Below are 23,980 nucleotides of genomic sequence, written 5' to 3'. Positions count from 1 at the left end.
CTTCAGCCCCTTCTTATCTAAGTTTAATACTTAGTTTTTTTACGATTTTATTTATCTCGTTTAAATTCAATCGTTTCTGTCTCTCTCATAGCGATCTCGTAAATCATTTTAGACAAGACCTCTGTATTGTGTCGAACATAATTTTCTTGTGATACTTCCACCAAGTTTTCGTGCGTAAAAACTTTGATGTTTTGTGCTTCCATATCACTCATATTGCATTTAACTGGAACTGCCCCATCTTCTTTATAACGTTGTAAGACATCAGTGTTAAAAGTTTGGGTACTACATATAGCATAGTTTATACATTGACGACCCATGTGATTATGTATTGCTTCGACATGATCTAAGGCAGTGTAATGATTGGTCTCACCAGGTTGTGTCATAACATTTGATACATATAGCTTAGGCGCATCACAATTTAATAACGAATCCGCAATACCTTTAACGCATAAATTTGAGATTACACTTGTATATAACGAACCTGGTCCTAAAACGATTAAGTCTGCATCCTCTATCGCTTCAACCGCTTCTTCCATAGGTTCTACATTTTCTGGTTCTAAAAATACACGTTCGATTTTTTTATTTTTTTTAGGAATTTTTGATTCACCATAAACAATTTCGCCATCTTCCATCACTGCATTTAAGCGTACACTAGAATTTGTAGATGGTATCACACGGCCTCTTATATTTAAAATTTTACTTAATTCTTTTACTGCATGGCCAAAATCATCATTCATATTCGTTAATGCAGCTATCAATAAGTTGCCTAAAGAATGACCTTCAACTTGATTTTCTTTAAAACGATATTGAAACAATCTTTCAATTGTTGATTCAGAATCACTGAGTGCTGAAATTACATTTCGTATGTCACCTGGTGCAGGAATATCCATTTCATTTCTGATTTTCCCCGTACTACCTCCATCATCAGCAACTGTGACAATCGTTGTAATATCTATCGGGAAGTCTTTTAAACCACGTGCTAAAACAGATAAACCTGTACCACCGCCAATAAGTACAAGTTTAATTCTTTTCATTTTTTCGTTTCACGCCACTTTCAATTTGAGCATCTCTATGATGCACATATACATTATAGTCAAAATTTTCATTAAGCTCTGCACCAATACGTTTTGCTAAAGCTACAGAACGATGCTGGCCTCCAGTACAACCAATCGCTATCACAAGTTGTGATTTACCTTCTTTTTTATAACCTGGAATCATAAATTTTAATAAATCCATTAATTTCTCATAAAAAATATTTGTTGCTTTCCATTTCATAACGTAATTATATACTGCTTCGTCTTCACCAGTTAATGGTCTGAGTTCATCTACATAATGCGGATTTGGCAAAAATCTCACATCAAACACTAAATCTGCATCCATTTGAATACCATGTTTAAACCCAAAACTTGTTACATTGATATTAAATGTTTGATAATTACTTTGATTAAAGTAATCTCCAATGCGCTTACGAAGCTCTTTAGGTTTCATAAATGATGTATCAATCGTATAATTTGCTAAACTTTGAATTTCAGCGAGTAAGCTACGTTCTTCTTCAATTGCTTCAATTAATGAGCGCTGGCCTTGTTCGTTTAATGGATGTGCACGTCGCGTCTCTTTATAACGCGAAATCAACTTTTCGTTGGATGCTTCTAGGAACATCATATCAACGATAATGTCTGAGTTGCTTTTGATTTGATCGATTTCTTTAATCAATGATTTGAAAAGTTCTTTCCCTCTTAAATCAATGGCAATGGCAACCTTTTGCAACGAAGGATTTCCTTGACCCATTAATTCTACAAACTTCGGCAATAGTATTGGAGGTAAATTATCTACACAAAAATAACCGATATCTTCTAAACTTTGAATTACAACCGACTTACCTGCGCCAGACAAACCAGTCACAACTAATAATTCACTTTTAGTCACTTCTTTTTCTTCTCGTTGCATTGCTTTACACCATCCAAAGATTATTTTTTATATTCCATTTATAGTATTGGAATTTTTTATCCATATACGCAATCGTTTTAACTTAGTCAGTTTATGACCACTATGCTATCACATTATATTTTACATGAAAAACGACTTTGGTAGTAGTTTTATCACTTAATTCACCTTAACTGCTATTGCAGACTGACTTAAAAGTAACAAAGTTGTTGCCAAAAATGTTAAAGGACCTTTATCTTCTTTTCGATTCACATCATTTATGAAAACAGCATCCCTTTACGACGTTTTAAAAATCATCACGCATACATCTGCATAATAAAACTAAAACGCACAACTAGCGAATACTTCAACCCTAAAATGCGATTATGTAAAAAAGCTAGAATGCTCAACCTACATGATTCGTGTAAGGTTGGTACATTCTAGCTCTGTCTGAATCTCGTTATTATTTAATTAATTACAGTAAATAACGCGTTTATGCCTATGCTTCTATAACATCTTTTAATTCTTCAATATATGAAATTGCACTTTGTGCTGCAATACTGCCATCGCCTGTTGCAGTTACGATTTGACGTAGACCTTTTGCACGTACGTCACCAGCAGCATATACGCCTGGTATTTTCGTACTCATATCTTCATTAGTAACAATATAACCTACTTCATTTGTAATGCCTAAATTTTCAAATGGTGCTGTTAGTGGTTTCATACCAATGTATACGAAAACACCATCAGCATCTAATGTTTGTTCAGCACCATCTTTAGTAGATTCTAAAGTAACTGAACCAACTTTGCCGTCTTTTTCATTGATTGTTTTTAGAGTATGGCTCCAAATAAAATCGATTTTATCGTTTTTAAATGCACGATCTTGTAAGATTTTTTGCGCACGTAGTTCATCTCTACGGTGTACGATTGTTACACTATCAGCAAATTTTGTAAGGAATGTACCTTCCTCAACTGCTGAATCTCCACCACCGATGACAAATAATTTTTTGTTTTTGAAGAATGCACCATCACATACTGCACAATAACTTACACCGCGACCGCCTAATTCTTGTTCACCTGGCACACCAATTTTTTTATATTCAGCACCAGTAGATATAATCACAGCTCGTGCAGTAATTTCACTGTTCCCAAGATTTATAACTTTGTATTGACCTTTGTCTTCTATTGATTTGATATCACCATATTGATATTTTGCACCAAATTTTTTAGCATGTTCAAACATTTTAGTTGATAAATCTGGCCCTGTTATCATTTCAAAACCTGGGAAATTTTCAACTTCTTCTGTATTTGCCATTTGTCCACCTGGCATACCACGTTCAATCATTACAGTACTTAAGTTTGCACGCGATGCATATACGGCAGCAGTCATACCAGCTGGTCCTGCGCCTACAATTGCAACATCAAAATCCACTTGTTCAGCCATTTAAATTGCCTCCTGTTTATTAATTCATTATACGCATTATATACGATTTCTTGCATTTCATAAAATTATATGCTTACCAAATAATCTATCGTTTTATTCAAACGATAAGCTGTTATATCAAACCATTCCAATACTTGTTGCTTCGTTATCTTAGCATCCATACTACGATAATACATATAAACAAAAGCTGCCACATAATCATCTACATATGTTAAATCTGCTTGTTCTGCTATAATTGCCTCTGCTTTATCAATCCATACAATAAATAATTCTGCGTTATTTTTCAAATATTCAATATTATACAACATTAACATGCCTCTATGAATGAAATCTAACTTATTTAACTGTAAACCTTGAATAAGATAAGTTAAATATAGTTTTTCATAATCATTCATATCTTCTAAGACAGCCCATATATCTTGTGTGAGTAGTACTTCACGACCCTTTAATTGATTTAACAAGAAAATCCCGTATAACCTATGATGACTATCATCACTTAATAATAGTGGTAACACTTGCTCGTTAAAGTACGACTTGCTTTGTTCAATGACCCAAGGTGCATAACCTACATCTACCTTAGATATTTCTTGTAACTTGGACCAAAAAAACTTGCTATCTTCAATATGATTGAGATGATAATAATTATGGCTCAACGCATTATACATTTGTATAGAAAGAAATTTCCCTTTTCTATAAAGAGGTTGTAATAATTTTTGGGAAGCTTCATATTGTTTTAAATAACATAGGACAATACCTAATTTGAATGATTCATCATCATTCATAGGTACAACTTTACTTAAAATATTTAAATAACGTTGATACTTTTCTTGTTCATTAGTGTTATACAATAATAATGTGTAATGGCAAAGCGCATGTACATCAGTATTGTCCTCATTAAGTAAACGTTCAAACATTACTTTAGCAGTATCATATTCATTGAGATAAAGGTAACACATAGCTAATAAATTTCTAACCACTCGATGATCTTGAATCGCTTCATTTTGATTCAAAATAAAATTTCTTGCTTCAGGTAGTCTACCTTGTGAGAATAAATATTGAAAAATGAGTTGAACAGCAAATAATTGACATTCAATCTCAATCTTTTCTTCTGAGTTATAAGTAACTTCAAACATTTCTTCTAGCTCTTCTTGGTAATCATCATCTTCTGCTAAAATGACGTAATTCATTCCAAATAAAAAAGCTTTATTTGCTTCATTTAGTGTAATATTCAGTTGACTGAGTTGATAGTAACTATCCATGACTGATTCTTGCTTTGCAATCATTTCATAAAAAATATGTTCTGCTCTATTGTTATAACCAAGATGTGCGAGACACTCTGATAATTTTACTTTAATTTCAAAAACATCAAATTCCTGGGGTGACATTTCAAGCACTTTTTCATAGTATTCTGCTGCCTTTTTATAATCTTGTTGTTGATATTTTTGGTCCGCTAATTTCCTATAAAAAGGACTGTCAAGCTTCATTGAAATAATTTTATTGTTGTTTTGCGCCATCCATGTTCACCTCCTGTATTTAGTCATTGTTTCAGTTGCATTGGATTTCCGTACGCCAATGTGTGATTTGGGATATCTCTAGATACTACAGTACCAGCACCAACTTTCACATAATCCCCAATTTTTACACCAGGCAAAATGGTTACATTGGCTCCGATTAACGTATGATTTCCAATATCAACATGCCCTGTTCGAAATTCATTTACTAAAAATTCATGCGTCAAAATAGTTGTATTATAACCTATGACACAGTTTTCACCAATCGTGATATATTCAGGATGCAATAAATCAGGTACGACTTTAAATGCAAATGCACTATGTCTACCTATATTCATATTTAATAAATTGCGATACATCCAATGCTTTAATTTCACATTAGGTAAGTAGCGACAAACTTCAACAATCACTGTTTGCTTAAACATTTTGAGGCGGCTTATATAACGATACATATGCCACAACGGATTTTCACCGTCAACTTTTAACTTTTTTAAGTCACGCATTATATTCTATCACTTCACCTTTTGCTTTGACCATGTTAAAGGGCCAACATCTTTATATCGTGGTGCATTATATTTCATTCTTCTAACTATCATAAGGACAATTCCAGCAACTATAAGCACGACAGACATCAGTTGAGCAACACGTATATCTCCAGTGAGCATTAAACTATCTGTGCGCAAACCTTCTACAAAGAATCTACCTATAGAATACCAGATAAGATATAGTGCGAAAGTATCACCTATACGTAAGTGTTTTCTTAATGAAATTAATATAACAAAACCTAGAATATCCCATATAGATTCGTATAAAAACGTCGGTTGGTAGTATTGTCCATCAATATACATATTGTCAATAATAAAGTCCGGTATATGGATATTTTCTAAAAATGATTTAGACACAGGACCTCCATGGGCTTCATGATTCATAAAGTTACCCCATCTACCAATACCTTGTCCTAAAATCAAACTTGGCGCAATCACATCACCAATTTGAAATGGATTGATATTTTTTTGTTTACACACGAAAATACCTGTGATAAAACCACCAATTAGACCACCGTGGATAGCGATACCACCATACCAAATCATTGGTATTTCTATTGGATGTTGTGCATAGTATGGCCATTGAAAAATAACAAAATAGATTCTGGCTGCGATAAAACCAAAAATCGCACTCCAAAAGATGATATCAATCAATATATCTTTATCAAAACCTATGTGTTTAACACTTTCTTGAGCGATAAAATATCCTAATAGTATACCTGCGGCGATGATAATGCCATACCAATGAACCGAAATAGGACCAAGCTCAAATGCGATTGGATCAATATAATTCAATAACATCATTGATTCTCCTTATTGTTGCTACCGTTACGCATAATTTCAGCATTTAAGCGTTCATTGAATTCTTCTGCAGTGTTAATGCCCATAATATTAAGTCTGTAGTTCATGGCTGCAACTTCAATAATCACTGCTACGTTACGACCTGGTCTAACCGGTATCGTCTTTTTAGTAATCTCAGTATCTAAGATGCGCAATGTTTCCTCATTCAAGCCAACACGGTCATACAATTTATCTTTATGCCAATTTTCCAAATGAATATTTAAACGTAAACGCTTTTCAGTCAAAATGGAACCTGCACCAAACAGTGTCATGACATTAATAATACCTAAACCTCTAATTTCTAATAAATGCTCTATTAATTTAGGTGGCCTACCAATCAATTCATCTTTACTTATTTCTCTAATTTCTACGTTGTCATCCGCGACAAGTCTGTGACCACGCTTGATTAATTCAAGTGCTGTTTCACTTTTACCAATGCCTGAGTCTCCTGTTATAAGCACACCGACACCATACACATCTACCAACACACCGTGCAATGAAGTTGTTCTTGCCAGCTCATGTTCTAAGAAAGTCGTTAAACGACTCATTAATTGCGTTGTTGCAACTGTTGATGTGATAAGCGGTGTATCAAACTCTTTTGCTGATGCTACAAGCTCTTCTGGCGGTTCTAAATCTCTTGTCACAATAATTGCTGGTGTTTCTGGCCGGCATAATTTTTTCATACGTCCTTTGCGCTCTTCATCAGGTAGTAGGTTATAAAATGACAACTCTGTTGTCCCTAACAACTGAATGCGGTCGGATGCATAGTGAGAAAAATATCCAGCCATTTCTAATCCTGGTCTTGATATATCTGTATTTTTTATTTGTTTATTTAAGCCTGACTCTCCAGCTATAAGCTCAAGGTTAAAGCGTTCAATTAAACTCTTTGTTGTTAACATAGATTCACCTCTATTAATATTTCTCCTGAAATTACATATGTCATTATCATATCAAAAAGGACTGATAATCTATATAAAAAAGTACAGAAGTCCAAAATAAATCCTATCGTAAACATCATACCTTATATTATTTATGAATGAAATTACTGTCACTGATTTAAACATTTAATTTATTTTAAATCATTTTAAATTATTGCGTTGACCACCCAACATGTCTAAATAAATTAAAATATTAGGTATCAAAAAATACTCCATACATTCTGACATATGATGATGTCTACTTGTATGGAGTAACTAATATTTTATATGTTATTACAAAGTTTATTCAATATAACGTTATGCTTGAACAGTATCTCTTTCTAAAACTGGTTTTAAATATTGACCAGTATAGCTACCCTTCACTTTTGCGATATCTTCTGGTGTGCCTGTTGCAACAATTGTGCCACCACCATCACCGCCTTCTGGACCTAAATCAATAATGTGATCAGCCATTTTTATAACGTCTAAATTGTGCTCGATGATAACAACTGTGTCACCATTATCAACCAATTTATTTAATACTTTTAACAATCGACTAATATCATCAACATGTAAACCAGTGGTTGGTTCATCTAGAATATAGATAGAACGACCTGTAGAGCGTTTATGCAATTCTGAAGCAAGTTTAACACGTTGTGCTTCACCACCAGATAATGTCGTAGCCGGTTGTCCTAAAGTAACATAACCTAAACCAACATCAACTAATGTTTTCAATTTACGATGTATTTTAGGCACATTTTCAAAAAAGTTTGTTGCTTCTTCGGCAGTCATAGCCAAGACATCTGCAATGTTTTGACCTTTGTATGTTACTTCAAGCGTTTCACGATTGTATCTAGTACCATCACAAACTTCACAAGGCACATAAACATCTGGTAAAAAGTGCATTTCTATTTTAATGATACCGTCACCTTTACATGCTTCACAACGACCACCTTTAACATTAAAACTAAAGCGACCTTTAGAATAACCTCTCACTTTTGCTTCATTCGTTTGTGCAAAAATATCTCGTATATTATCAAAAACACCAGTATAGGTTGCTGGATTAGAACGTGGGGTTCTACCAATCGGTGATTGATCAATATCAATAATACGATCAAGTTGGTCTATACCGTTAATTTCATCATAATCTCCTGGTTTGACTTTAGATTTATTAATCTTCTTAGCTAATGACTTATACAATACTTCATTGACTAATGTACTTTTACCAGAACCAGACACACCTGTAACAACATTCATCGTTGAAAGCGGAAAGTCTACACTAACATCTTTCAAATTATTACTTCGTGCACCTTTAACACTAATCTTTCTATCCGTAACTTCACGACGTGATTCTGGCACCTCAATTTTTTTCTTACCACTCAAATATTGACCTGTTAATGAATTTGTATTTGCCATAACTTGTTTAGGCGTACCACTAGCAACAATTTCACCACCGTGTTCACCAGCACCTGGTCCTACGTCTACTAAGTAATCTGCAGCACGCATCGTATCATCATCATGTTCAACAACGATTAAAGTGTTACCTAGATCGCGCATTTCTTTTAATGTGCTAATTAACCGATCATTATCACGTTGATGCAAGCCTATAGAAGGTTCATCTAAAACATATAATACACCAGAAAGCCTAGAACCAATCTGAGTTGCCAAACGTATGCGTTGCGCCTCACCACCTGATAAAGAGCCAGATGCACGATTTAAGGTTAAGTACTCTAAACCTACGTTATATAAAAATTCTAATCTCGAATTAATCTCTTTTAGAATTTGATTGGCAATTTTTCTGTCTTGTTCTGACAATGTGATATGTTCATAGTTATATAATGCATCTTTAATTGAACGTTCTACCACTTCACCAATGTTTTTCCCATCCACATATACTGATAAGGCTTCACGGCTTAATCGTTTACCGTGGCAAGTTTCACAAGTGAGTTCTGTCATGTATTTGCTCATCATTTCTCTTACAAGTTCTGAAGGAGAATCATGATAACGTCTATTGATATTATTAATCACACCTTCAAACGCCATTGTACGTTTTCTCGTTTGGCCATTTCGTTGCTTGAATGTAAATTCAATTTCTTTATCTTTGGAACCATAAAGAATAATATCCTTTTGACGTTCAGTTAATTTTTTGAATGGTTTGTCCATATTTATTTTATAGACTTCACAAACACGATTTAATAATGTTGGATAAAAGTCTGAACTTGATGATTCCCAGGCAACGATTGCACCTTCATTCAATGATTTTTCTTTATCAGGAACGACTAAGTCTAAATCGACCATCAGTTTTTGTCCTAAACCATCACAAGTTGGACAAGCACCGAATGGGCTGTTAAAACTAAACATTCGTGGTTCTAATTCTCCGATTGAGAATCCGCAAATGGGACAAGCATGATTTTCGGAAAATTTTAACTCATCGCCACCAATAATATCTACGATTAAGTTACCTTCAGCTAATTGCAACGCCGTTTCTATAGAATCTGCTAGACGGGTTTCAATACCTTCTTTGATTACAAGGCGATCTATGACAACTTCTATCGTATGATTCTTATTTTTATCTAAATTCGGCACTTCATTAACATCAATAATTTCGCCATCAACACGCACACGTACATATCCCTTTTTACTAATATCATCAATTAATTTTTCGTGCGCACCTTTTCTATGAGTTACTACAGGCGCCAGTAATTGAATCTTACTACGCTCTTCAAGTTGTAATACTTGATCGACCATTTGTTGCACAGTTTGAGATTCAATTTCGATACCATGATTAGGGCAAAATGGCTTCCCAACACGCGCATATAACAGACGAATATAATCATAAATTTCAGTAACTGTAGCAACCGTAGATCTTGGGTTTTTACTCGTTGTTTTTTGGTCTATTGAAATCGCAGGAGATAAACCTTCAATTGTATCGACATCTGGTTTATCCATTTGTCCTAAAAACTGTCTTGCATAAGCACTTAATGACTCTACATATCTACGTTGACCTTCTGCATAAATCGTATCAAAAGCCAATGAAGATTTGCCTGATCCAGATAAACCTGTCATAACTATAAGTTTATTTTTAGGTATTTCAATATCAACATCTTTTAAATTATGGGCACGTGCCCCTTTAACTACAATGGATGGTTGTTTCATTTTCGTCACCCTTCTGCTTTTAATTCAAACAACATATCTCTGAGTTCAGTTGCTTTTTCAAAGTCTAAGTCTTTAGCTGCTTGCTTCATTTCTTTTTCTATATTATCAATCGTTTTCTCACGCTCTTTTTTCGTCATTTTCTTAGGTACTTCCGTACGTTTTGCTTCGTTTGTTTCATCTGTTTCAACAGTAGCACTGATCACATCATGAATTTTTTTATTAATAGTAGTTGGTGTAATATTATGTTTTTCATTATATGCTTGTTGGATCGATCTACGACGCTCTGTTTCATCAAGTGCATAGCGCATTGAATCCGTAATTTTATCACCATACATAATCACTTCACCACCACTATTACGGGCTGCACGACCTACTGTTTGGACAAGTGATCTCTGAGAGCGTAAGAAGCCTTCTTTATCTGCATCTAAAATAACGACTAGTGATACTTCTGGTATATCAATACCCTCTCTTAATAAGTTAATACCAACAATCACATCGTAGGTACCCACACGTAAATCTCGAATAATTTCAATTCGCTCTAAAGTTTTAATTTCTGAATGTAAATAATTCACTTTAATGCCTGCTTCTTTCATATACGTGGTTAAGTCTTCACTCATCTTTTTAGTCAATGTCGTTACTAAAACACGTTCATTTCGTTCAATACGCGTTTGTATTTCGCCAAGCAGATCATCAATTTGATTTTCTGTAGGTCTCACTTCAATTTTAGGATCTAATAATCCTGTTGGACGAATGATTTGCTCCACCATTTCATCTGTATGTTCTAATTCATAAGGTCCTGGTGTAGCAGATACATATACGAGTTGTTTCGTTTTTTCTTCAAATTCTTCAAATTTTAACGGTCTATTGTCTAAAGCACTTGGTAGCCTAAATCCATGATCCACAAGTACTTGTTTACGCGCACGGTCACCATTATACATACCTCTAATTTGTGGTAATGTCACATGTGACTCATCAATCATCACAAGCCAGTCATCTCCAAAATAATCAAGCAATGTATAAGGCGTGGAACCCATGGGTCTAAGTGTCAAATGTACAGAATAATTTTCAATACCTGAACAAAATCCCATCTCTCTCATCATTTCCAAATCATAATTCGTTCTTTGTTCTAAGCGCTGAGCTTCAAGCAATTTATTCTCAGAACGTAATTCTGATAATCGCTCTTCAAGTTCATTTTCAATACGTTGGATGGCAGATTTCATTTTTTCTTCTCGTGTAACGAAGTGGGAAGCTGGGAAAATAGCAAAATGATCGCGCTCTCTCAACACTTCTCCAGTTAAGTAATTAACCTCTCGTATTCTATCTATTTCATCTCCGAAAAATTCAACGCGAATACACATTTCTTCACGAGAGGCAGGAAATATTTCTACAACATCTCCTCTAACTCGGAACGTACCGCGTCTGAAATCTATATCATTTCTTGTGTATTGCACATCTACTAATTTTTTAAGTAACTCGCTTCTGTCCATTTCCATACCTACACGAACACTAACCACTAAGTCCCGATATTCTTCTGGATTACCTAAACCATAGATACAGCTCACACTAGCTATGATAATGACGTCATCTCTTTCAAATAGTGCACTTGTCGCAGAGTGACGCAATTGATCAATTTCATCATTAATTGACGCATCTTTTTCAATAAATGTGTCAGTTGATGGTACATACGCCTCTGGTTGATAATAATCGTAGTAACTGACAAAATACTCGACTCTATTTTCAGGAAAGAATTCTTTAAATTCACTATATAATTGTCCTGCTAACGTTTTGTTATGGGCGATGATTAAAGTCGGTTTACCAACTTGTTGAATCACATTACTCATTGTAAATGTCTTACCTGTACCCGTAGCTCCAAGTAAAGTCTGATGTCTCTTACCCGCATTCACACCATCTACAATTTGTCGAATCGCTTCTGGTTGATCACCTTTAGGATCAAAATTCGATTGTAATTTAAATGGGTAGTGTTCCATAATGACACATGCCTCCTATTATATTTCTATCCGTTCGAACATAGTTTAAATATCTCATTTAATACGCGACTTACTATAGTGGCTGTAACTATATTTTACTTAAGTATACTATTAACAGTTTACATTTTAACAGATTTATTACTTTCAATACAAACATTTGTTCGCAAAAATGATATTTCACTAAATAAAAACAAACACAGTATAATACCATGTTTGTTTGCGTTCATAAATTTTTATTCAGATAAAATGAAGTTAAATAATTATATACCTTTCATCATGCTATTACAATTAAGTTGCTTAACGCTTAATACTTAATCATCTTCTTTTTTATGGAGTTCTAGTTGGTCAATAATTAAGTAACCTGCTAATAATGAAGCAACATCTATAAAAATAATCCATTCATCATGAAAAAATCCTTTTTCAATTGAAGTACCTATTAAAATCAAAGTTAAAATCGTACCTACCCATTTACTCCTAGTCAGTACGCTAAACAATACGACAAGTATGCATGGAAAAAAAGATGCAAGTATATACCAGATCATTCATGTCACCCGTTCCTATTATTTAAAATAGACATCGTTGTTTCTCGTAATTCCGATTTTGGTATAAATCGCTCTGTAAGCATTTCAGGAATAATATTTTCTATAAAATCTTGTACTGAATTCAAATGATCAAATTGCATGATTGTTTCTAATGACATTTCGTATATTTCAAAAAATAGTGGTTCAGGGTTACGTTTTTGAATTTCACCAAATGTTTCATATAACAAATCAATTTTATCAGCAACTGATAAGATTTGACCTTCTAGCGAATCGTCTTTTCCTTCTTGCAGTCGCTCTCGATATATGGATTGATATTGTTCTGGTATTTCTTCGTTTATAAAATGATCTACCATTTCTTCTTCTACTTGTGAGAATAATTTTTTTAATTCTCCACTCGCATATTTGACTGGCGTTTTTATATCTCCTGTAAAAATTTCGGCGAAATCATGGTTTAAGGCTTTTTCGTATAAGCTTTTCCAATCTACTTTATTGCCGTGATATTCTTCTACTGTGCCTAAATACTGAGCAATTTTAGTCACTTTAAAAGAATGTGCAGCAACATTATGCTCAAAATATTTAAATTTCCCAGGCAATCGTATTAATTTTTCTAAGTCTGATAAACGTTTAAAATATTGATGTACTCCCATGATAGCGCCTCCTCATTTATTTAATGATTGATTATACTTGATTTTATAATATCATTCCATATGTAAAATGTCTTTTTAATGCCGTTAAATATCATCAAATCGTTCTAATTTTAAAATATAACTTACTTTTTTGTCTTTCAAGTTTTACTCATTTTACAAGATTCAAAAAAATAAGACTGTAATAAATTTTAGTGAAAATCATATTGAGTGTGAAAAATACTGATTCTGACACGTTTAGCCTGCACGAAGGGCCTCTAAAATAATAAGCCCGAGACATGTTTATGTCCCGGACTATACATTAAGAATATTGTTACAATTGCAGATAAAACTGCTAGATATAAGTTTTTATTTTTTAATGAATATAATTATATTGTCCTGAATTGTAAATCGTTCTATAGGATTTTTGTCCCAAGCCTTGCATGTTCATCTCTGAAACTAAAATGGATCCATCACTGTTTTGACGTTCTACAATCCCTACATGACCATAATTTCCAGCGCTACTCTGTAAAATAGCACCTACTTCAGGTGTAGAATTAACCACATAACCATTTTGACGCGCAGCCGATGCCCAGTTATTAGCATTGCCCCATAAATTGCCTATAGATTTACCAAGTTGTTGACGTCTATCAAAAGCGTAGTATGTACACTGTCCCCAAGCATAATAATTCTGCCCACCAGCTACATAGTGTTTTGATTGATAGCTATTGTTGTGAAGGTTGTCACCATTTGAAGGGGTATTGCGCGCATCAACACTATGATTTGACCAAGATTGCTGCTTTACTGGTATATAATCGTTCGCTAATCTTGTGAATGCATTACTGTTTTCAGTTGTTACCCCTGTTGTGAATGGATCATTATTCGAGTCACTTTGTGCGTATGCACTCTGTAGTTGGTTGTCTAAATGTGACGATCCTTTTTCAGAAACTGCAATGAGTTGACCAGGATAAATTGTTTCAGTAATGAAGGGATTTAATTGATAAAGTTCATTTAAACTGAGGTGATGTTTATTCGCAATACTTTGAAGTGTATCGCCTTCTTTAACTTCTACAATATCTTCGTCAGGTAATACAAGCGTTTGCCCAACCTTAACCGACTGCACAAATTCCATATGATTCAATGATTGTATCGTATGAGTCGTTGTTGCGAATGCATGCGCTATATTTGATAAATCCGTATCTTCTTTCACTGTATGTACTTGATCAGCTGACGCTAGACCATTCATTCCAAAAAACAGTGCTGCAGAAGTTACAGAAAAAGTTAAGCCTTTCTTCATGATGTATTTCAATCCTTTGCTGTCTAATTTTATTCAATATTTAATCAATCATAATATAGCATATTCTCTGAATACTTTTACCCTTGTTATCGTTTTGTAATGCAAAAGATATTTTTGAATGAATCCCCTTTTAACGCTTTAATCATAGCTTTCTTATCTTTATCACAATAGTTTTAATCACCTTTGAATATCTGTTAACTTTAACTGTAATATTTAAGTTTGTATTTTACATATAAGTAGTAGTTTATCTAAAAATTACTGAAATAAATTAAGCAGTCGTTTCGTATGAACGTGTCAGTCTTGCCTACTTTATACTGCTATAAAAAATATGAGTAAGTTAGAAAACAATAAGTGATACATTGGTTTCTAGCTCACTCATAAAGTTATGAATAATACTTGTTCTATTTAAGTATTAATCTTTTTCTGAATGATTCAGATTCATTTGCTTGCGTAGATAAGCTTCGATAAACGGTCCTAAATCACCATCCATGACTGCATCGACTTTACCGGTTTCTTCGTTTGTTCTATGATCTTTAACCATTGCATATGGATGGAATACATAAGATCTAATTTGACTTCCCCAACCGATTTCTTTTTGTTCTCCACGGATTTCGGCCATTTCTTGTTCTTGTTCCTCAATTTTTAATTGATATAGTTTAGACTTCAATGTTTTCATTGCAGCCTCTCTGTTTTTGATCTGTGAACGTTCATTCTGGTTATTTACCACAATACCTGTTGGATGATGGGTAATTCTAATAGCAGATTCGGTTTTATTGATATGTTGACCACCTGCGCCCGAAGCTCTAAATGTATCAACAGTAATATCATCAGGATTGATTTCTACTTCTATTTCAGTGTTATTAAATTGTGGTATGACATCACATGAAGCAAAAGATGTATGTCGACGACCAGATGAATCAAACGGTGATATGCGTACGAGTCGATGTACACCTTTCTCGGATTTTAAAAAACCATATGCATTATGACCTTTCACAATCATTGTTACACTTTTTACGCCCGCTTCATCTCCAGGTAAATAGTCTGCGATTTCAACTTTAAAGCCTTTTTGCTCACAGTAGCGTTGATACATTCTCAACAACATATTTGTCCAATCTTGTGATTCAGTACCACCTGCACCAGGATGCAATTCAATAATTGCATCATTCGCGTCATAAGGCCCATCTAACAATAATTGTAGTTCAAATTGGTTTAATTCGTTTTGAAAATGAGTGACGCTCGCTTCTAAATCGTCTTTCATCGACGTATCGTCTTCTTCTAACAATAATTCTCGTGTCGTTTCCATATCTTCTATATTTGCTTCTAAATCTCTGTACGCATTGACAACAGATTTTAAAGCATTATTTTTATCTATTACGTCTTGCGCTTTATCTTGATTATCCCAAAATGAAGGATCCGCCATCATTTCTTCGTATTCTTGTATGTTCGTCTCTTTTTCTTCTAAGTCAAAGAGACCCCCTAAGTTGTTCTAACTTTTCTTTATAAGCATCTAAATTACGCTTAATTTCAGATAATTCCATTATGCATCTCTCCTAAATTTTTCGAATGAAGTATAATTGCTAAATTAATTACTAGACTATCATACATATGATACAAAATATAAACTGTTAATTTCAACTTAAGCACCAAATCATTGCTAGCTTATGTTAAAAAAAACATCTTTCACAGTTAAACGCTACAATTTAACTGTAAAAGATGCCTGACATATAAAAATAATTCAAATAGTGAAATCCTGTCTCACATGTGTATCATATTAGATAAACTTAAGCGCCATGACAGTTTTTATACTTTTTACCACTACCGCAAGGACATGGGTCATTTCTACCTATATGTTCATCTTTAACATAAGGCTCTGCTTTCGCTTTTTCTTTTCCATCTTCTGCTGATACATGCTCAGCTTTACCAAAATCAGTTGTCTTATCACGTTCTACGTCATCTTCAACGGAAATCACTGATTTTAGAATATATTTACTTACGTCTTCTTCAATGTTTTGCATCATAGTATCAAATAATTGGTGACCTTCATTTTGATAGTCACGTAGTGGATTTTGTTGTCCATACGAACGTAAGTGAATACCTTGACGCAATTGATCCATTGTATCGATATGGTCTGTCCAATGTGTGTCAATAGAACGAAGTAAAATCATACGTTCAAATTCATCAAACTGACTACCAATTTTTTCTTTTTGCTCTTTTAATGCTATTTCTATTTTTGACCATACAACCTCAAAAATATCATCATTATCTTTTCCATTAATATCTTCAACTTTTAATTCGCCTTCATTCAAGAAGACGTCTTCTACATAGTTGATGAATGGTTCATAGTCTGGGTCGTCATCTTCTTCATTTACATAATATTGAATACTTCTTTCTAATGTAGAGCGTAGCATTGCGTTAATTAATTCGCTACTTTCGTCGCTGTCAATAATATCATTACGTTCGCTATAGATAATTTCACGTTGTTTACGTAGTACATCATCATACTCAAGGACACGTTTACGAGCGTCAAAGTTATTACCTTCAACACGTTTTTGAGCTGATTCAACAGCACGAGAAACCATTTTAGATTCAATTGGTGTTGAATCATCCATACCCAATCGATTCATCATATTTTGTAAACGTTCCGAACCAAAGCGCACCATTAACTCATCTTGTAACGATAAATAGAAACGGCTATCACCTTTGTCACCTTGACGACCTGAACGACCACGTAATTGGTCATCTATACGACGTGATTCATGGCGCTCTGTACCAATTACTGCTAAACCGCCAATTTCTTCAACACCATCACCTAATTTGATATCCGTACCACGACCAGCCATGTTGGTAGCAATTGTCACTGCACCGCGTTGGCCAGCACTTGCGATAATGTCCGCTTCACGTTCGTGATTTTTCGCATTTAAGACATCATGACGTACGCCATGTTTTTTCAATAAGTTAGAAATATATTCACTTGTTTCAACGGCAACAGTCCCTAATAAGACTGGTTGACCTTGTTTGTGCTTTTGAATGACATCTTCTACAACTGCATCAAATTTACCTTTTTGACTGATATAAATTAAATCTGGCTTATCAATACGTTGTACTGGTCTGTTCGTAGGAATTTGTGTAACTGTCATATTGTAAATATTTCTAAATTCTTCTTCTTCTGTTTTTGCAGTACCTGTCATACCAGATAATTTATTATACATTCTGAAGTAGTTTTGGAATGTAATTGAAGCCATTGTTTTGGATTCGTTTTGAATTTTCACACCTTCTTTAGCTTCAATCGCTTGGTGCAATCCTTCTGAAAAACGACGTCCAGGCATTGTACGTCCTGTAAATTGGTCAACAATCAATACTTCGCCGTTGTTCACCATATAATCTACGTCTCTTTGTAACGTAACATGCGCACGTAACGCTGTATTAATATGACTGATGATATCAACATTTTTCACGTCGTAAAGGTTATCAATTTTAAACATACGCTCTGCTTTATCAATACCTTGTTCTGTTAATTGCACAGCTTTTGTCTTTTCATCATAATTATAATCATCTTCGTTTTTAAGCATTTTAGCAAAAACATTTGCTTGCGTATAAAGTGACGTTGACTTCTCTGCCTCTCCTGAAATAATAAGCGGCGTACGTGCTTCATCAATTAAGATTGAGTCTACTTCATCAATAATCGCAAAATTAAGTGGTCTCATCACGCGTTCTTCTGCATAATTCACCATGTTATCACGTAAGTAGTCAAATCCTAATTCGTTGTTGGTACTATAAGTAATATCACATGCGTAAGCTTCTCTTTTCTCTGCAGTAGTTTTACTATTTAAGTTCAAACCAACACTTAATCCAAGAAATTCATATAATTCTGCCATTTCTTCACTCTGTACACTAGATAAATATTCATTGACTGTAATAACATGTACACCACGTCCTGTTAACGCATTTAAATAAACTGGCATTGTCGCCGTTAACGTTTTACCTTCACCAGTTCTCATTTCAGAAATGTCGCCACCATGAATGGCAATACCACCCATAACTTGTACTTTATAAGGAATCATGTTGAATACACGCTTTGATCCTTCTCTTACCAATGCAAAGGCTTCTGGTAAAATATCATCTAAAATTTTATTTTGCTTTTTAATATCGTCTTCTGCTTGAACTTGCGCTTGAAAATTTTTCGTCTTTTCTTTAATTTCTTCATCAGTTAATATCGACATATCCTCTTCTAGTGCAAGGACTTTGTCGGCTAATTTACCAAGGCGTTTTATTTCTCTTTTATTGCCATCTGCAATTTTTGATAAAAAACCCATTCTGTTCGCTCCTTTAGCTATATAACTCTTAGTTTACAACAATTTATAATATCATTTATAAGCCTAAATTTACACTTATTACGTTTATCGTGCCATCTATACTATATTTACTTACATGTTTTTGAATACAAATTATAATATTGACTCATTTAAAATATACACAACATACATGTTCACTTTCAAATTATTACATAATAACACAGCAAAAAATGAGCGTCCATGATTTCACTCAATCATGGACGCTACTACTTTTATAAATATGACACTAATTTAATTAAATTATTCAGTTGTTTCAATTAGCCCATATTTGCCATCTTTTCTTTTATAAACTATGCTCGTACCATCTGTTTCACGATCTGTAAAAATGAAGAAATCATGGCCCAATAAATCCATTTGCAATACTGCTTCTTCAGAATCCATAGGTTTTAAACTGAAATTTTTTGAACGAATAATCTCAATTTCACTATCATTGTCATCATTTTGAAGATTTTCTGCTTCTTGTTCTTCAGGTAATGATGCAAAAGCTTCTTGTTCGTCATTTTTTCTATTTTTACGATTTACACGCGTTTTATATTTTCTAACTTGTCTTTCCAATTTGCTATTAATTAAATCAATACCAGCGTATAAATCATCATGACGTTCTTCCGCTCTTAGCGTAACATTTTTCAATGGAATAGTTACTTCTATTTTAGTTGCTGAGTTTTGGTACGTTTTAACTTTAACGTGTGCAGTTGCATTTGGCACATTGTTAAAGTAACGTTCTAATTTACCAATTTTCTCCTCAATATAGTTGCGAATCGCATCAGTAATAGTGAGGTTCTCTCCGTGAATTTCAAATCTGATCATAGTAATCGACTCCTTTAAAACCTCTATATTGGTAATAGTGCTTATTTCTATAATACCACGAATAACCTAGCGTGCAAACGTAAACACATCGAATTTTCTGATTTTTCTATCAAGTAATAGCTGTGCCGCATTATGAACCGTTAAGCCTGTAGTATAAATGTCATCGATCAATAAAATACATTTTCCTTTTAAATCCACACTTTGTTCCATTACAAAAGGATTGGGTCGTTGCATACGTTTTTCTTTACTTAATTCTGATTGTTTAATATGTGAGTGTGTGGCAAGCAGACAATAATACTTAACTTTTTGTATGTCTAATACTAGTTGTACGGGGTTAAATGTTCTTTCTTTATCTCTAAATAAAGGGGACGGTATGGGGATAATGTAATAATATTTGTAATGAGGCAATTTAACTTTTTCTGCGATTACTTCTGCGATTGCAACATCTCTTTGAAATTTATATTGTTGAATCATTTCTTTTACAATACCGTCATATCGGTAATGACAATACAATTTATTCATTAATTTAAACTTCGAAGCTAACTCGGCACAATCCGAACATAATATTTCAGTTTCATTGCGTAACTTCAAACATGTTGCACATCGATTCGTCGTCTTTAATTTCATTACCTCCCAGAGATGATTGCAATCATCGCACAATTTTGAAGCCTTTTTGTAAAACGTAAATGCATTTAAAGGTTCTGAATAATAGATGTGACAATATAAACATGTCGCAGTCAATCTATCCACCTTCTTTTTTGTGCAAGTTGATTCATTTTCCTTATCTGATATTGAGCTTTAATCATAGATAGTGTGATCCCTTCATGCAAACAAAATACACTTCCTGTAGGTGCTTCTGCTTTTCTTCCAACTCTTCCTGATATTTGAATGATGGCACTCGTTTCAAACTGATGACTGTTTATGATTACAACATCGAGTTTTGCCATAGTAAAGCCTCTTTCTAAAATGGTAGTGGTGAAAACAACGGTATGTTCCCCGTTTCTCAAACGTTTCACCTTATCAAAACGAAATACATCATTGCTGTAGACATATGTTAAAGATGGAATTTCAGCTTTATATAACTGATACAGTTGTTTCATTAAAGTAATATTGTTAAAAAAGACTAGCGTATATCGTCGTTGATTGACTTGATGTTGTAAAAATCGTAATAATTTATATTGCTTCTTATTGGGATTGATTCTAAGGAATTTAAATTGAGGCACGGGTAAAGGATGTCTATGAAAACGCGCAGGTAATTGAATAATTTCTAAATTGCTAATTTGTTTCATTAAAGCTTTTGTTGGTGTGGCAGTCATTAATATATGACAGTGTTTTAACTTCGAGGCATGCTGCAATGCTTGTATTAACGTTGGTTCTGTAGGTAAAGGAAAGGCATCTACTTCATCTACAATTATCACATCAAAATGTTGTTTGAAACGATAGAGTTGATGAATTGTGGCGATAACAAAATGGCCATTATATTGTTGCTGTGATGATTGATGCAATACATCTATTTTTTCTTCGTGAAAAGCTGACTTAATCCTCATACTGACTTCTAAAACAACATCAACTCGAGGAGATACAATTGCGACATTATAACCGTGGTTCCGCGCAAATTTAATTCCTTCAAATATCATCTCAGTTTTACCTGCACCTGTGACTGCATGGAGCAATAGTGAACGAAAGCCTGCAATCGCTGATACAATTTTGTCAGATGCAAATTGTTGTTGTTCTGATAATTTGAATGGTAATTGATAATGACAAGGTGTCATTACATTCTGACTTTCTATGATATAGATTTCAGTTATATTATCCATTCTACCCATATTGATACAATTTCTACAGTAGACAATCTCCTTATCTAACACTGTTGATAGATATTTGTAAAAATGCGTTTGTCGGCGTGAGTGACATTGAGCACATGTCCAATAGCCATTATCTAATACCACACCTTTCGTTGTTTGCTTTATACGTTCATCTGTTAATAAAGATTTATCATTAATCATTCTTCCATAATATTTAATTGTATGTTTCCTCCAAACCAAAAAGCGAGTCAAAAATTAAATTTCACTTTAATTTCAAAGACCCGCTATAAAATAAATGATTTATTTGTTAGTCGTACAGTAATTTAAATGCTAAACAACTCATTTGTCATATTATGGTTGGCATCGATGACTGAACGAAGTGTTGGTTTCACTATACATCTCTTGCAAAAAATACTACTTTTCTTAAAAATGATAATAATACTTTTGAATCTATAATTTAGTCTATACGAATAGATCTACCAGTGAAACCTAAGCCCATACCGCCTGGACCTAAATGAGCTGCGACCACAGGGCCTAAATTTGAACGGTGTACTTTATATTGTGGATAGTTTTTTTGTAATTCATTGTACAGCCAGTCTGTATCCTCTTGAACATCTCCACCTATAACTAATAACGTAACCTCTTCATAATCTTTAACGATATCAATCACTTTATTGATAATTTCTTTAAGCGCACGTTTTTTAGTACGTATTTTTTCATCTGGCAAAATTAAACCGTCTTCAAACCTTAAGACTGGTTTCATTTTTAACATCGTACCAATCCACGCCTGGGCTCCAGTAATACGTCCACTTTTTTGCAAGTTTTTTAAATCGTCTACCATCAATCTCGCACCAGTGACTTCTCGCATTGCTTCAAGCTCTTTAATGATAGCGTGCGGTGTTTCATTTTGTTCAATTAATTCAATTGCTCGTAATACGAAACTCCCCATTGCCATAGCTGAAATTTTCGAATCAAACGTATGAACATTAATACCTTCAACCATTTCACCCGCTTGTGTAGCTGTTTGATAAGTACCACTGATACCTGAAGAAAGGAAAACGCCTATGACATCCGTATAGCCTTCATCACGTAATTGTTCGTATTTAGTTACAAATTCACCGATTGCCGGCTGACTTGTCGTAGGAATTGTTTTAGATGCTTTCATTCTTTCGTAGAATTCATTTGCTGAAATAGATGCATTTTCTTCAAAATTTTCACCGTTATCAAAAGTTACACTTAGTGGCGCAATATTTATATTATATTTATCAATTAATGTTTGAGATAGATAACTCGTTGAATCTGTTAATACAGCAATTTTCATCATAATCCTCCTCAATTATACTCACAACTATGATACATTATTTTATATTAAAAGAAAATTTATTTTTACATTAAACTTGAATTCAGAACCGTGTATAATAATAGGTATTGATCGAAACTATGACTGGAGTGTTTAAATATGGATGAATCAATCATAACAATAAAGCAAGAACATATGATAGAAAATGTAATTAGCAAATCACGCTTTATTGCCCATATCAAACCTGTTGAATCTGAAGCAGACGCTAAAGACTTTATCAACTTGGTAAAATCAGAACATCGGGAAGCGACACATAATTGTTCAGCCTATACAGTTGGAGCACAGATGAATATTCAAAAAGCAAATGATGACGGAGAGCCAAGTGGAACTGCAGGCGTACCAATGCTTGAAATATTAAAAAAACTAGAAGTTCACAATGTTTGTGTCGTAGTTACGCGTTATTTCGGTGGTATAAAATTGGGCGGCGGTGGTTTAATAAGAGCATATAGTGGTGCTGTGAGAGATGTTATTTATGAAGTAGGACGTGTTGCTTTGCGTTCAGCAATACCAACTACAATCACTATCGATTATGATCTTACAGGTAAATTTGAATATGAATTAGCACAAACATCATTCTTCTTACGAAACACAACCTACACAGACAAAGTGAGTTATCAAATAGACGTGGTAGAAGCGGAGTATGACGATTTTATTGCTTTTCTAAATAAAATCACTTCTGGTAACTATGATTTAGATGAGCAAGCTATCATTAAGCTACCATTTGACATACCAACAAACTAAACCATTTCCATTTCAGTTTATGACCTTTCAAAAATGCATAACTGTCATACAATTATCAGGTAAACATAAACTTACCTCTATACATTGATGCATGTGATGAATGTATAATTTGAAAAATTAAGTATTATC

Annotated in this window: 19 protein-coding genes; 1 reads left to right on the top strand and 18 read right to left on the bottom strand. The window is 33.8% G+C overall.

Features of this window, described 5'->3' with window-relative positions:
* Positions 1–47: 47 nt before the first annotated feature.
* The 18 genes from mgfK to fakB1 form a co-directional block, all read right to left on the bottom strand.
* Positions 48–1,034: a gluconeogenesis morphogenetic factor MgfK gene (gene mgfK, locus CD150_RS12110; RefSeq protein ID WP_070039122.1), complete on the bottom strand. Its 987-nt coding sequence runs from the start codon at positions 1,032–1,034 to the stop codon at positions 48–50.
* Positions 1,021–1,947 carry an RNase adapter RapZ gene (gene rapZ / locus CD150_RS12105; RefSeq protein WP_046207439.1) on the bottom strand — a complete coding sequence of 309 codons (927 nt, stop codon included), beginning with the start codon at positions 1,945–1,947 and terminating at the stop codon, positions 1,021–1,023. The genes mgfK and rapZ overlap by 14 nt, the downstream gene beginning before the upstream one ends.
* A 475-nt stretch (positions 1,948–2,422) precedes the next feature.
* Positions 2,423–3,367: a thioredoxin-disulfide reductase gene (gene trxB / locus CD150_RS12100; protein ID WP_046207438.1), complete on the bottom strand. Its 945-nt coding sequence runs from the start codon at positions 3,365–3,367 to the stop codon at positions 2,423–2,425.
* Positions 3,368–3,432: 65 nt separating this feature from the next.
* Positions 3,433–4,881 carry a tetratricopeptide repeat protein gene (locus tag CD150_RS12095; RefSeq protein ID WP_073343161.1) on the bottom strand — a complete coding sequence of 483 codons (1,449 nt, stop codon included), beginning with the start codon at positions 4,879–4,881 and terminating at the stop codon, positions 3,433–3,435.
* 23 nt (positions 4,882–4,904) lie between these two features.
* Complete coding sequence (locus tag CD150_RS12090; protein ID WP_073343164.1) at positions 4,905–5,381, bottom strand: acyltransferase; 477 nt, start codon at positions 5,379–5,381, stop codon at positions 4,905–4,907.
* 9 nt (positions 5,382–5,390) lie between these two features.
* Positions 5,391–6,227 (bottom strand): prolipoprotein diacylglyceryl transferase, encoded by an 837-nt coding sequence (lgt, locus tag CD150_RS12085; RefSeq protein ID WP_073343168.1) that lies wholly within the window; start codon positions 6,225–6,227, stop codon positions 5,391–5,393.
* Complete coding sequence (gene hprK, locus CD150_RS12080) at positions 6,224–7,162, bottom strand: HPr(Ser) kinase/phosphatase (RefSeq protein ID WP_046207434.1); 939 nt, start codon at positions 7,160–7,162, stop codon at positions 6,224–6,226. Before hprK ends, lgt begins: the two co-directional genes overlap by 4 nt.
* A 336-nt stretch (positions 7,163–7,498) precedes the next feature.
* On the bottom strand, positions 7,499–10,336 hold the full coding sequence (gene uvrA, locus CD150_RS12075; RefSeq protein WP_073343171.1) for an excinuclease ABC subunit UvrA: 2,838 nt from the start codon (positions 10,334–10,336) through the stop codon (positions 7,499–7,501).
* A gap of 5 nt (positions 10,337–10,341) precedes the next feature.
* Entirely contained in the window at positions 10,342–12,327 is a 1,986-nt protein-coding gene (gene uvrB / locus CD150_RS12070) for an excinuclease ABC subunit UvrB (protein WP_174894801.1), read from the bottom strand.
* 308 nt (positions 12,328–12,635) lie between these two features.
* Positions 12,636–12,866 carry a CsbA family protein gene (locus CD150_RS12065; protein ID WP_019469490.1) on the bottom strand — a complete coding sequence of 77 codons (231 nt, stop codon included), beginning with the start codon at positions 12,864–12,866 and terminating at the stop codon, positions 12,636–12,638.
* A 5-nt stretch (positions 12,867–12,871) separates the two neighbouring features.
* Positions 12,872–13,513, bottom strand: coding sequence for a YfbR-like 5'-deoxynucleotidase (locus CD150_RS12060; RefSeq protein WP_019469491.1), 642 nt, complete (start codon positions 13,511–13,513; stop codon positions 12,872–12,874).
* A 352-nt stretch (positions 13,514–13,865) separates the two neighbouring features.
* Positions 13,866–14,786: a COG3942 and LysM peptidoglycan-binding domain-containing protein gene (locus tag CD150_RS12055; protein ID WP_073343177.1), complete on the bottom strand. Its 921-nt coding sequence runs from the start codon at positions 14,784–14,786 to the stop codon at positions 13,866–13,868.
* 412 nt (positions 14,787–15,198) lie between these two features.
* A protein-coding gene (gene prfB / locus CD150_RS12050) for a peptide chain release factor 2 (RefSeq protein ID WP_103161627.1) occupies positions 15,199–16,324 on the bottom strand; the annotation gives its coding sequence in 2 pieces (ribosomal slippage) (positions 15,199–16,251 and positions 16,253–16,324; 1,125 coding nt in all).
* Positions 16,325–16,567: 243 nt separating this feature from the next.
* A complete protein-coding gene (gene secA / locus CD150_RS12045; RefSeq protein ID WP_046207429.1) occupies positions 16,568–19,099 on the bottom strand; it encodes a preprotein translocase subunit SecA in 2,532 nt (843 codons plus the stop codon).
* A gap of 279 nt (positions 19,100–19,378) precedes the next feature.
* Entirely contained in the window at positions 19,379–19,945 is a 567-nt protein-coding gene (gene hpf / locus CD150_RS12040) for a ribosome hibernation-promoting factor, HPF/YfiA family (RefSeq protein ID WP_046207428.1), read from the bottom strand.
* Positions 19,946–20,011: 66 nt separating this feature from the next.
* Complete coding sequence (locus tag CD150_RS12035) at positions 20,012–20,572, bottom strand: ComF family protein (RefSeq protein ID WP_240621236.1); 561 nt, start codon at positions 20,570–20,572, stop codon at positions 20,012–20,014.
* 110 nt (positions 20,573–20,682) lie between these two features.
* Positions 20,683–21,951, bottom strand: coding sequence for a DEAD/DEAH box helicase family protein (locus CD150_RS12030; RefSeq protein ID WP_073343186.1), 1,269 nt, complete (start codon positions 21,949–21,951; stop codon positions 20,683–20,685).
* A 256-nt stretch (positions 21,952–22,207) separates the two neighbouring features.
* Positions 22,208–23,071, bottom strand: a complete 864-nt coding sequence (gene fakB1, locus CD150_RS12025; RefSeq protein ID WP_046207425.1) for a fatty acid kinase binding subunit FakB1 — start codon at positions 23,069–23,071, stop codon at positions 22,208–22,210.
* Positions 23,072–23,209: 138 nt separating this feature from the next.
* Here fakB1 and CD150_RS12020 point away from each other — a divergent pair, with 138 nt between their 5' ends.
* Entirely contained in the window at positions 23,210–23,851 is a 642-nt protein-coding gene (locus tag CD150_RS12020) for a YigZ family protein (protein WP_046207424.1), read from the top strand.
* Positions 23,852–23,980 lie beyond the last annotated feature (129 nt).

This window comes from Staphylococcus ureilyticus, from assembly GCF_002902235.1.
In the GTDB taxonomy this organism is placed as follows: domain Bacteria; phylum Bacillota; class Bacilli; order Staphylococcales; family Staphylococcaceae; genus Staphylococcus; species Staphylococcus ureilyticus.
The sequence above is the reverse complement of the archived record's forward strand: the minus strand, read 5'-3'. Positions and strand labels throughout refer to the sequence as shown.

Excerpts from the sequence above, each read along its gene's own strand:
- mgfK (WP_070039122.1), bottom strand. The coding sequence starts at position 1,034 with ATGAAAAGAATTAAACTTGTACTTATTGGCGGTGGTACAGGTTTATCT.
- rapZ (WP_046207439.1), bottom strand. The coding sequence starts at position 1,947 with ATGCAACGAGAAGAAAAAGAAGTGACTAAAAGTGAATTATTAGTTGTG.
- trxB (WP_046207438.1), bottom strand. The coding sequence starts at position 3,367 with ATGGCTGAACAAGTGGATTTTGATGTTGCAATTGTAGGCGCAGGACCA.
- CD150_RS12095 (WP_073343161.1), bottom strand. The coding sequence starts at position 4,881 with ATGGCGCAAAACAACAATAAAATTATTTCAATGAAGCTTGACAGTCCT.
- CD150_RS12090 (WP_073343164.1), bottom strand. The coding sequence starts at position 5,381 with ATGCGTGACTTAAAAAAGTTAAAAGTTGACGGTGAAAATCCGTTGTGG.
- lgt (WP_073343168.1), bottom strand. The coding sequence starts at position 6,227 with ATGATGTTATTGAATTATATTGATCCAATCGCATTTGAGCTTGGTCCT.
- hprK (WP_046207434.1), bottom strand. The coding sequence starts at position 7,162 with ATGTTAACAACAAAGAGTTTAATTGAACGCTTTAACCTTGAGCTTATA.
- uvrA (WP_073343171.1), bottom strand. The coding sequence starts at position 10,336 with ATGAAACAACCATCCATTGTAGTTAAAGGGGCACGTGCCCATAATTTA.
- CD150_RS12065 (WP_019469490.1), bottom strand. The coding sequence starts at position 12,866 with ATGATCTGGTATATACTTGCATCTTTTTTTCCATGCATACTTGTCGTA.
- CD150_RS12060 (WP_019469491.1), bottom strand. The coding sequence starts at position 13,513 with ATGGGAGTACATCAATATTTTAAACGTTTATCAGACTTAGAAAAATTA.
- CD150_RS12055 (WP_073343177.1), bottom strand. The coding sequence starts at position 14,786 with ATGAAGAAAGGCTTAACTTTTTCTGTAACTTCTGCAGCACTGTTTTTT.
- secA (WP_046207429.1), bottom strand. The coding sequence starts at position 19,099 with ATGGGTTTTTTATCAAAAATTGCAGATGGCAATAAAAGAGAAATAAAA.
- hpf (WP_046207428.1), bottom strand. The coding sequence starts at position 19,945 with ATGATCAGATTTGAAATTCACGGAGAGAACCTCACTATTACTGATGCG.
- CD150_RS12035 (WP_240621236.1), bottom strand. The coding sequence starts at position 20,572 with ATGAAATTAAAGACGACGAATCGATGTGCAACATGTTTGAAGTTACGC.
- CD150_RS12030 (WP_073343186.1), bottom strand. The coding sequence starts at position 21,951 with ATGATTAATGATAAATCTTTATTAACAGATGAACGTATAAAGCAAACA.
- fakB1 (WP_046207425.1), bottom strand. The coding sequence starts at position 23,071 with ATGAAAATTGCTGTATTAACAGATTCAACGAGTTATCTATCTCAAACA.
- CD150_RS12020 (WP_046207424.1), top strand. The coding sequence starts at position 23,210 with ATGGATGAATCAATCATAACAATAAAGCAAGAACATATGATAGAAAAT.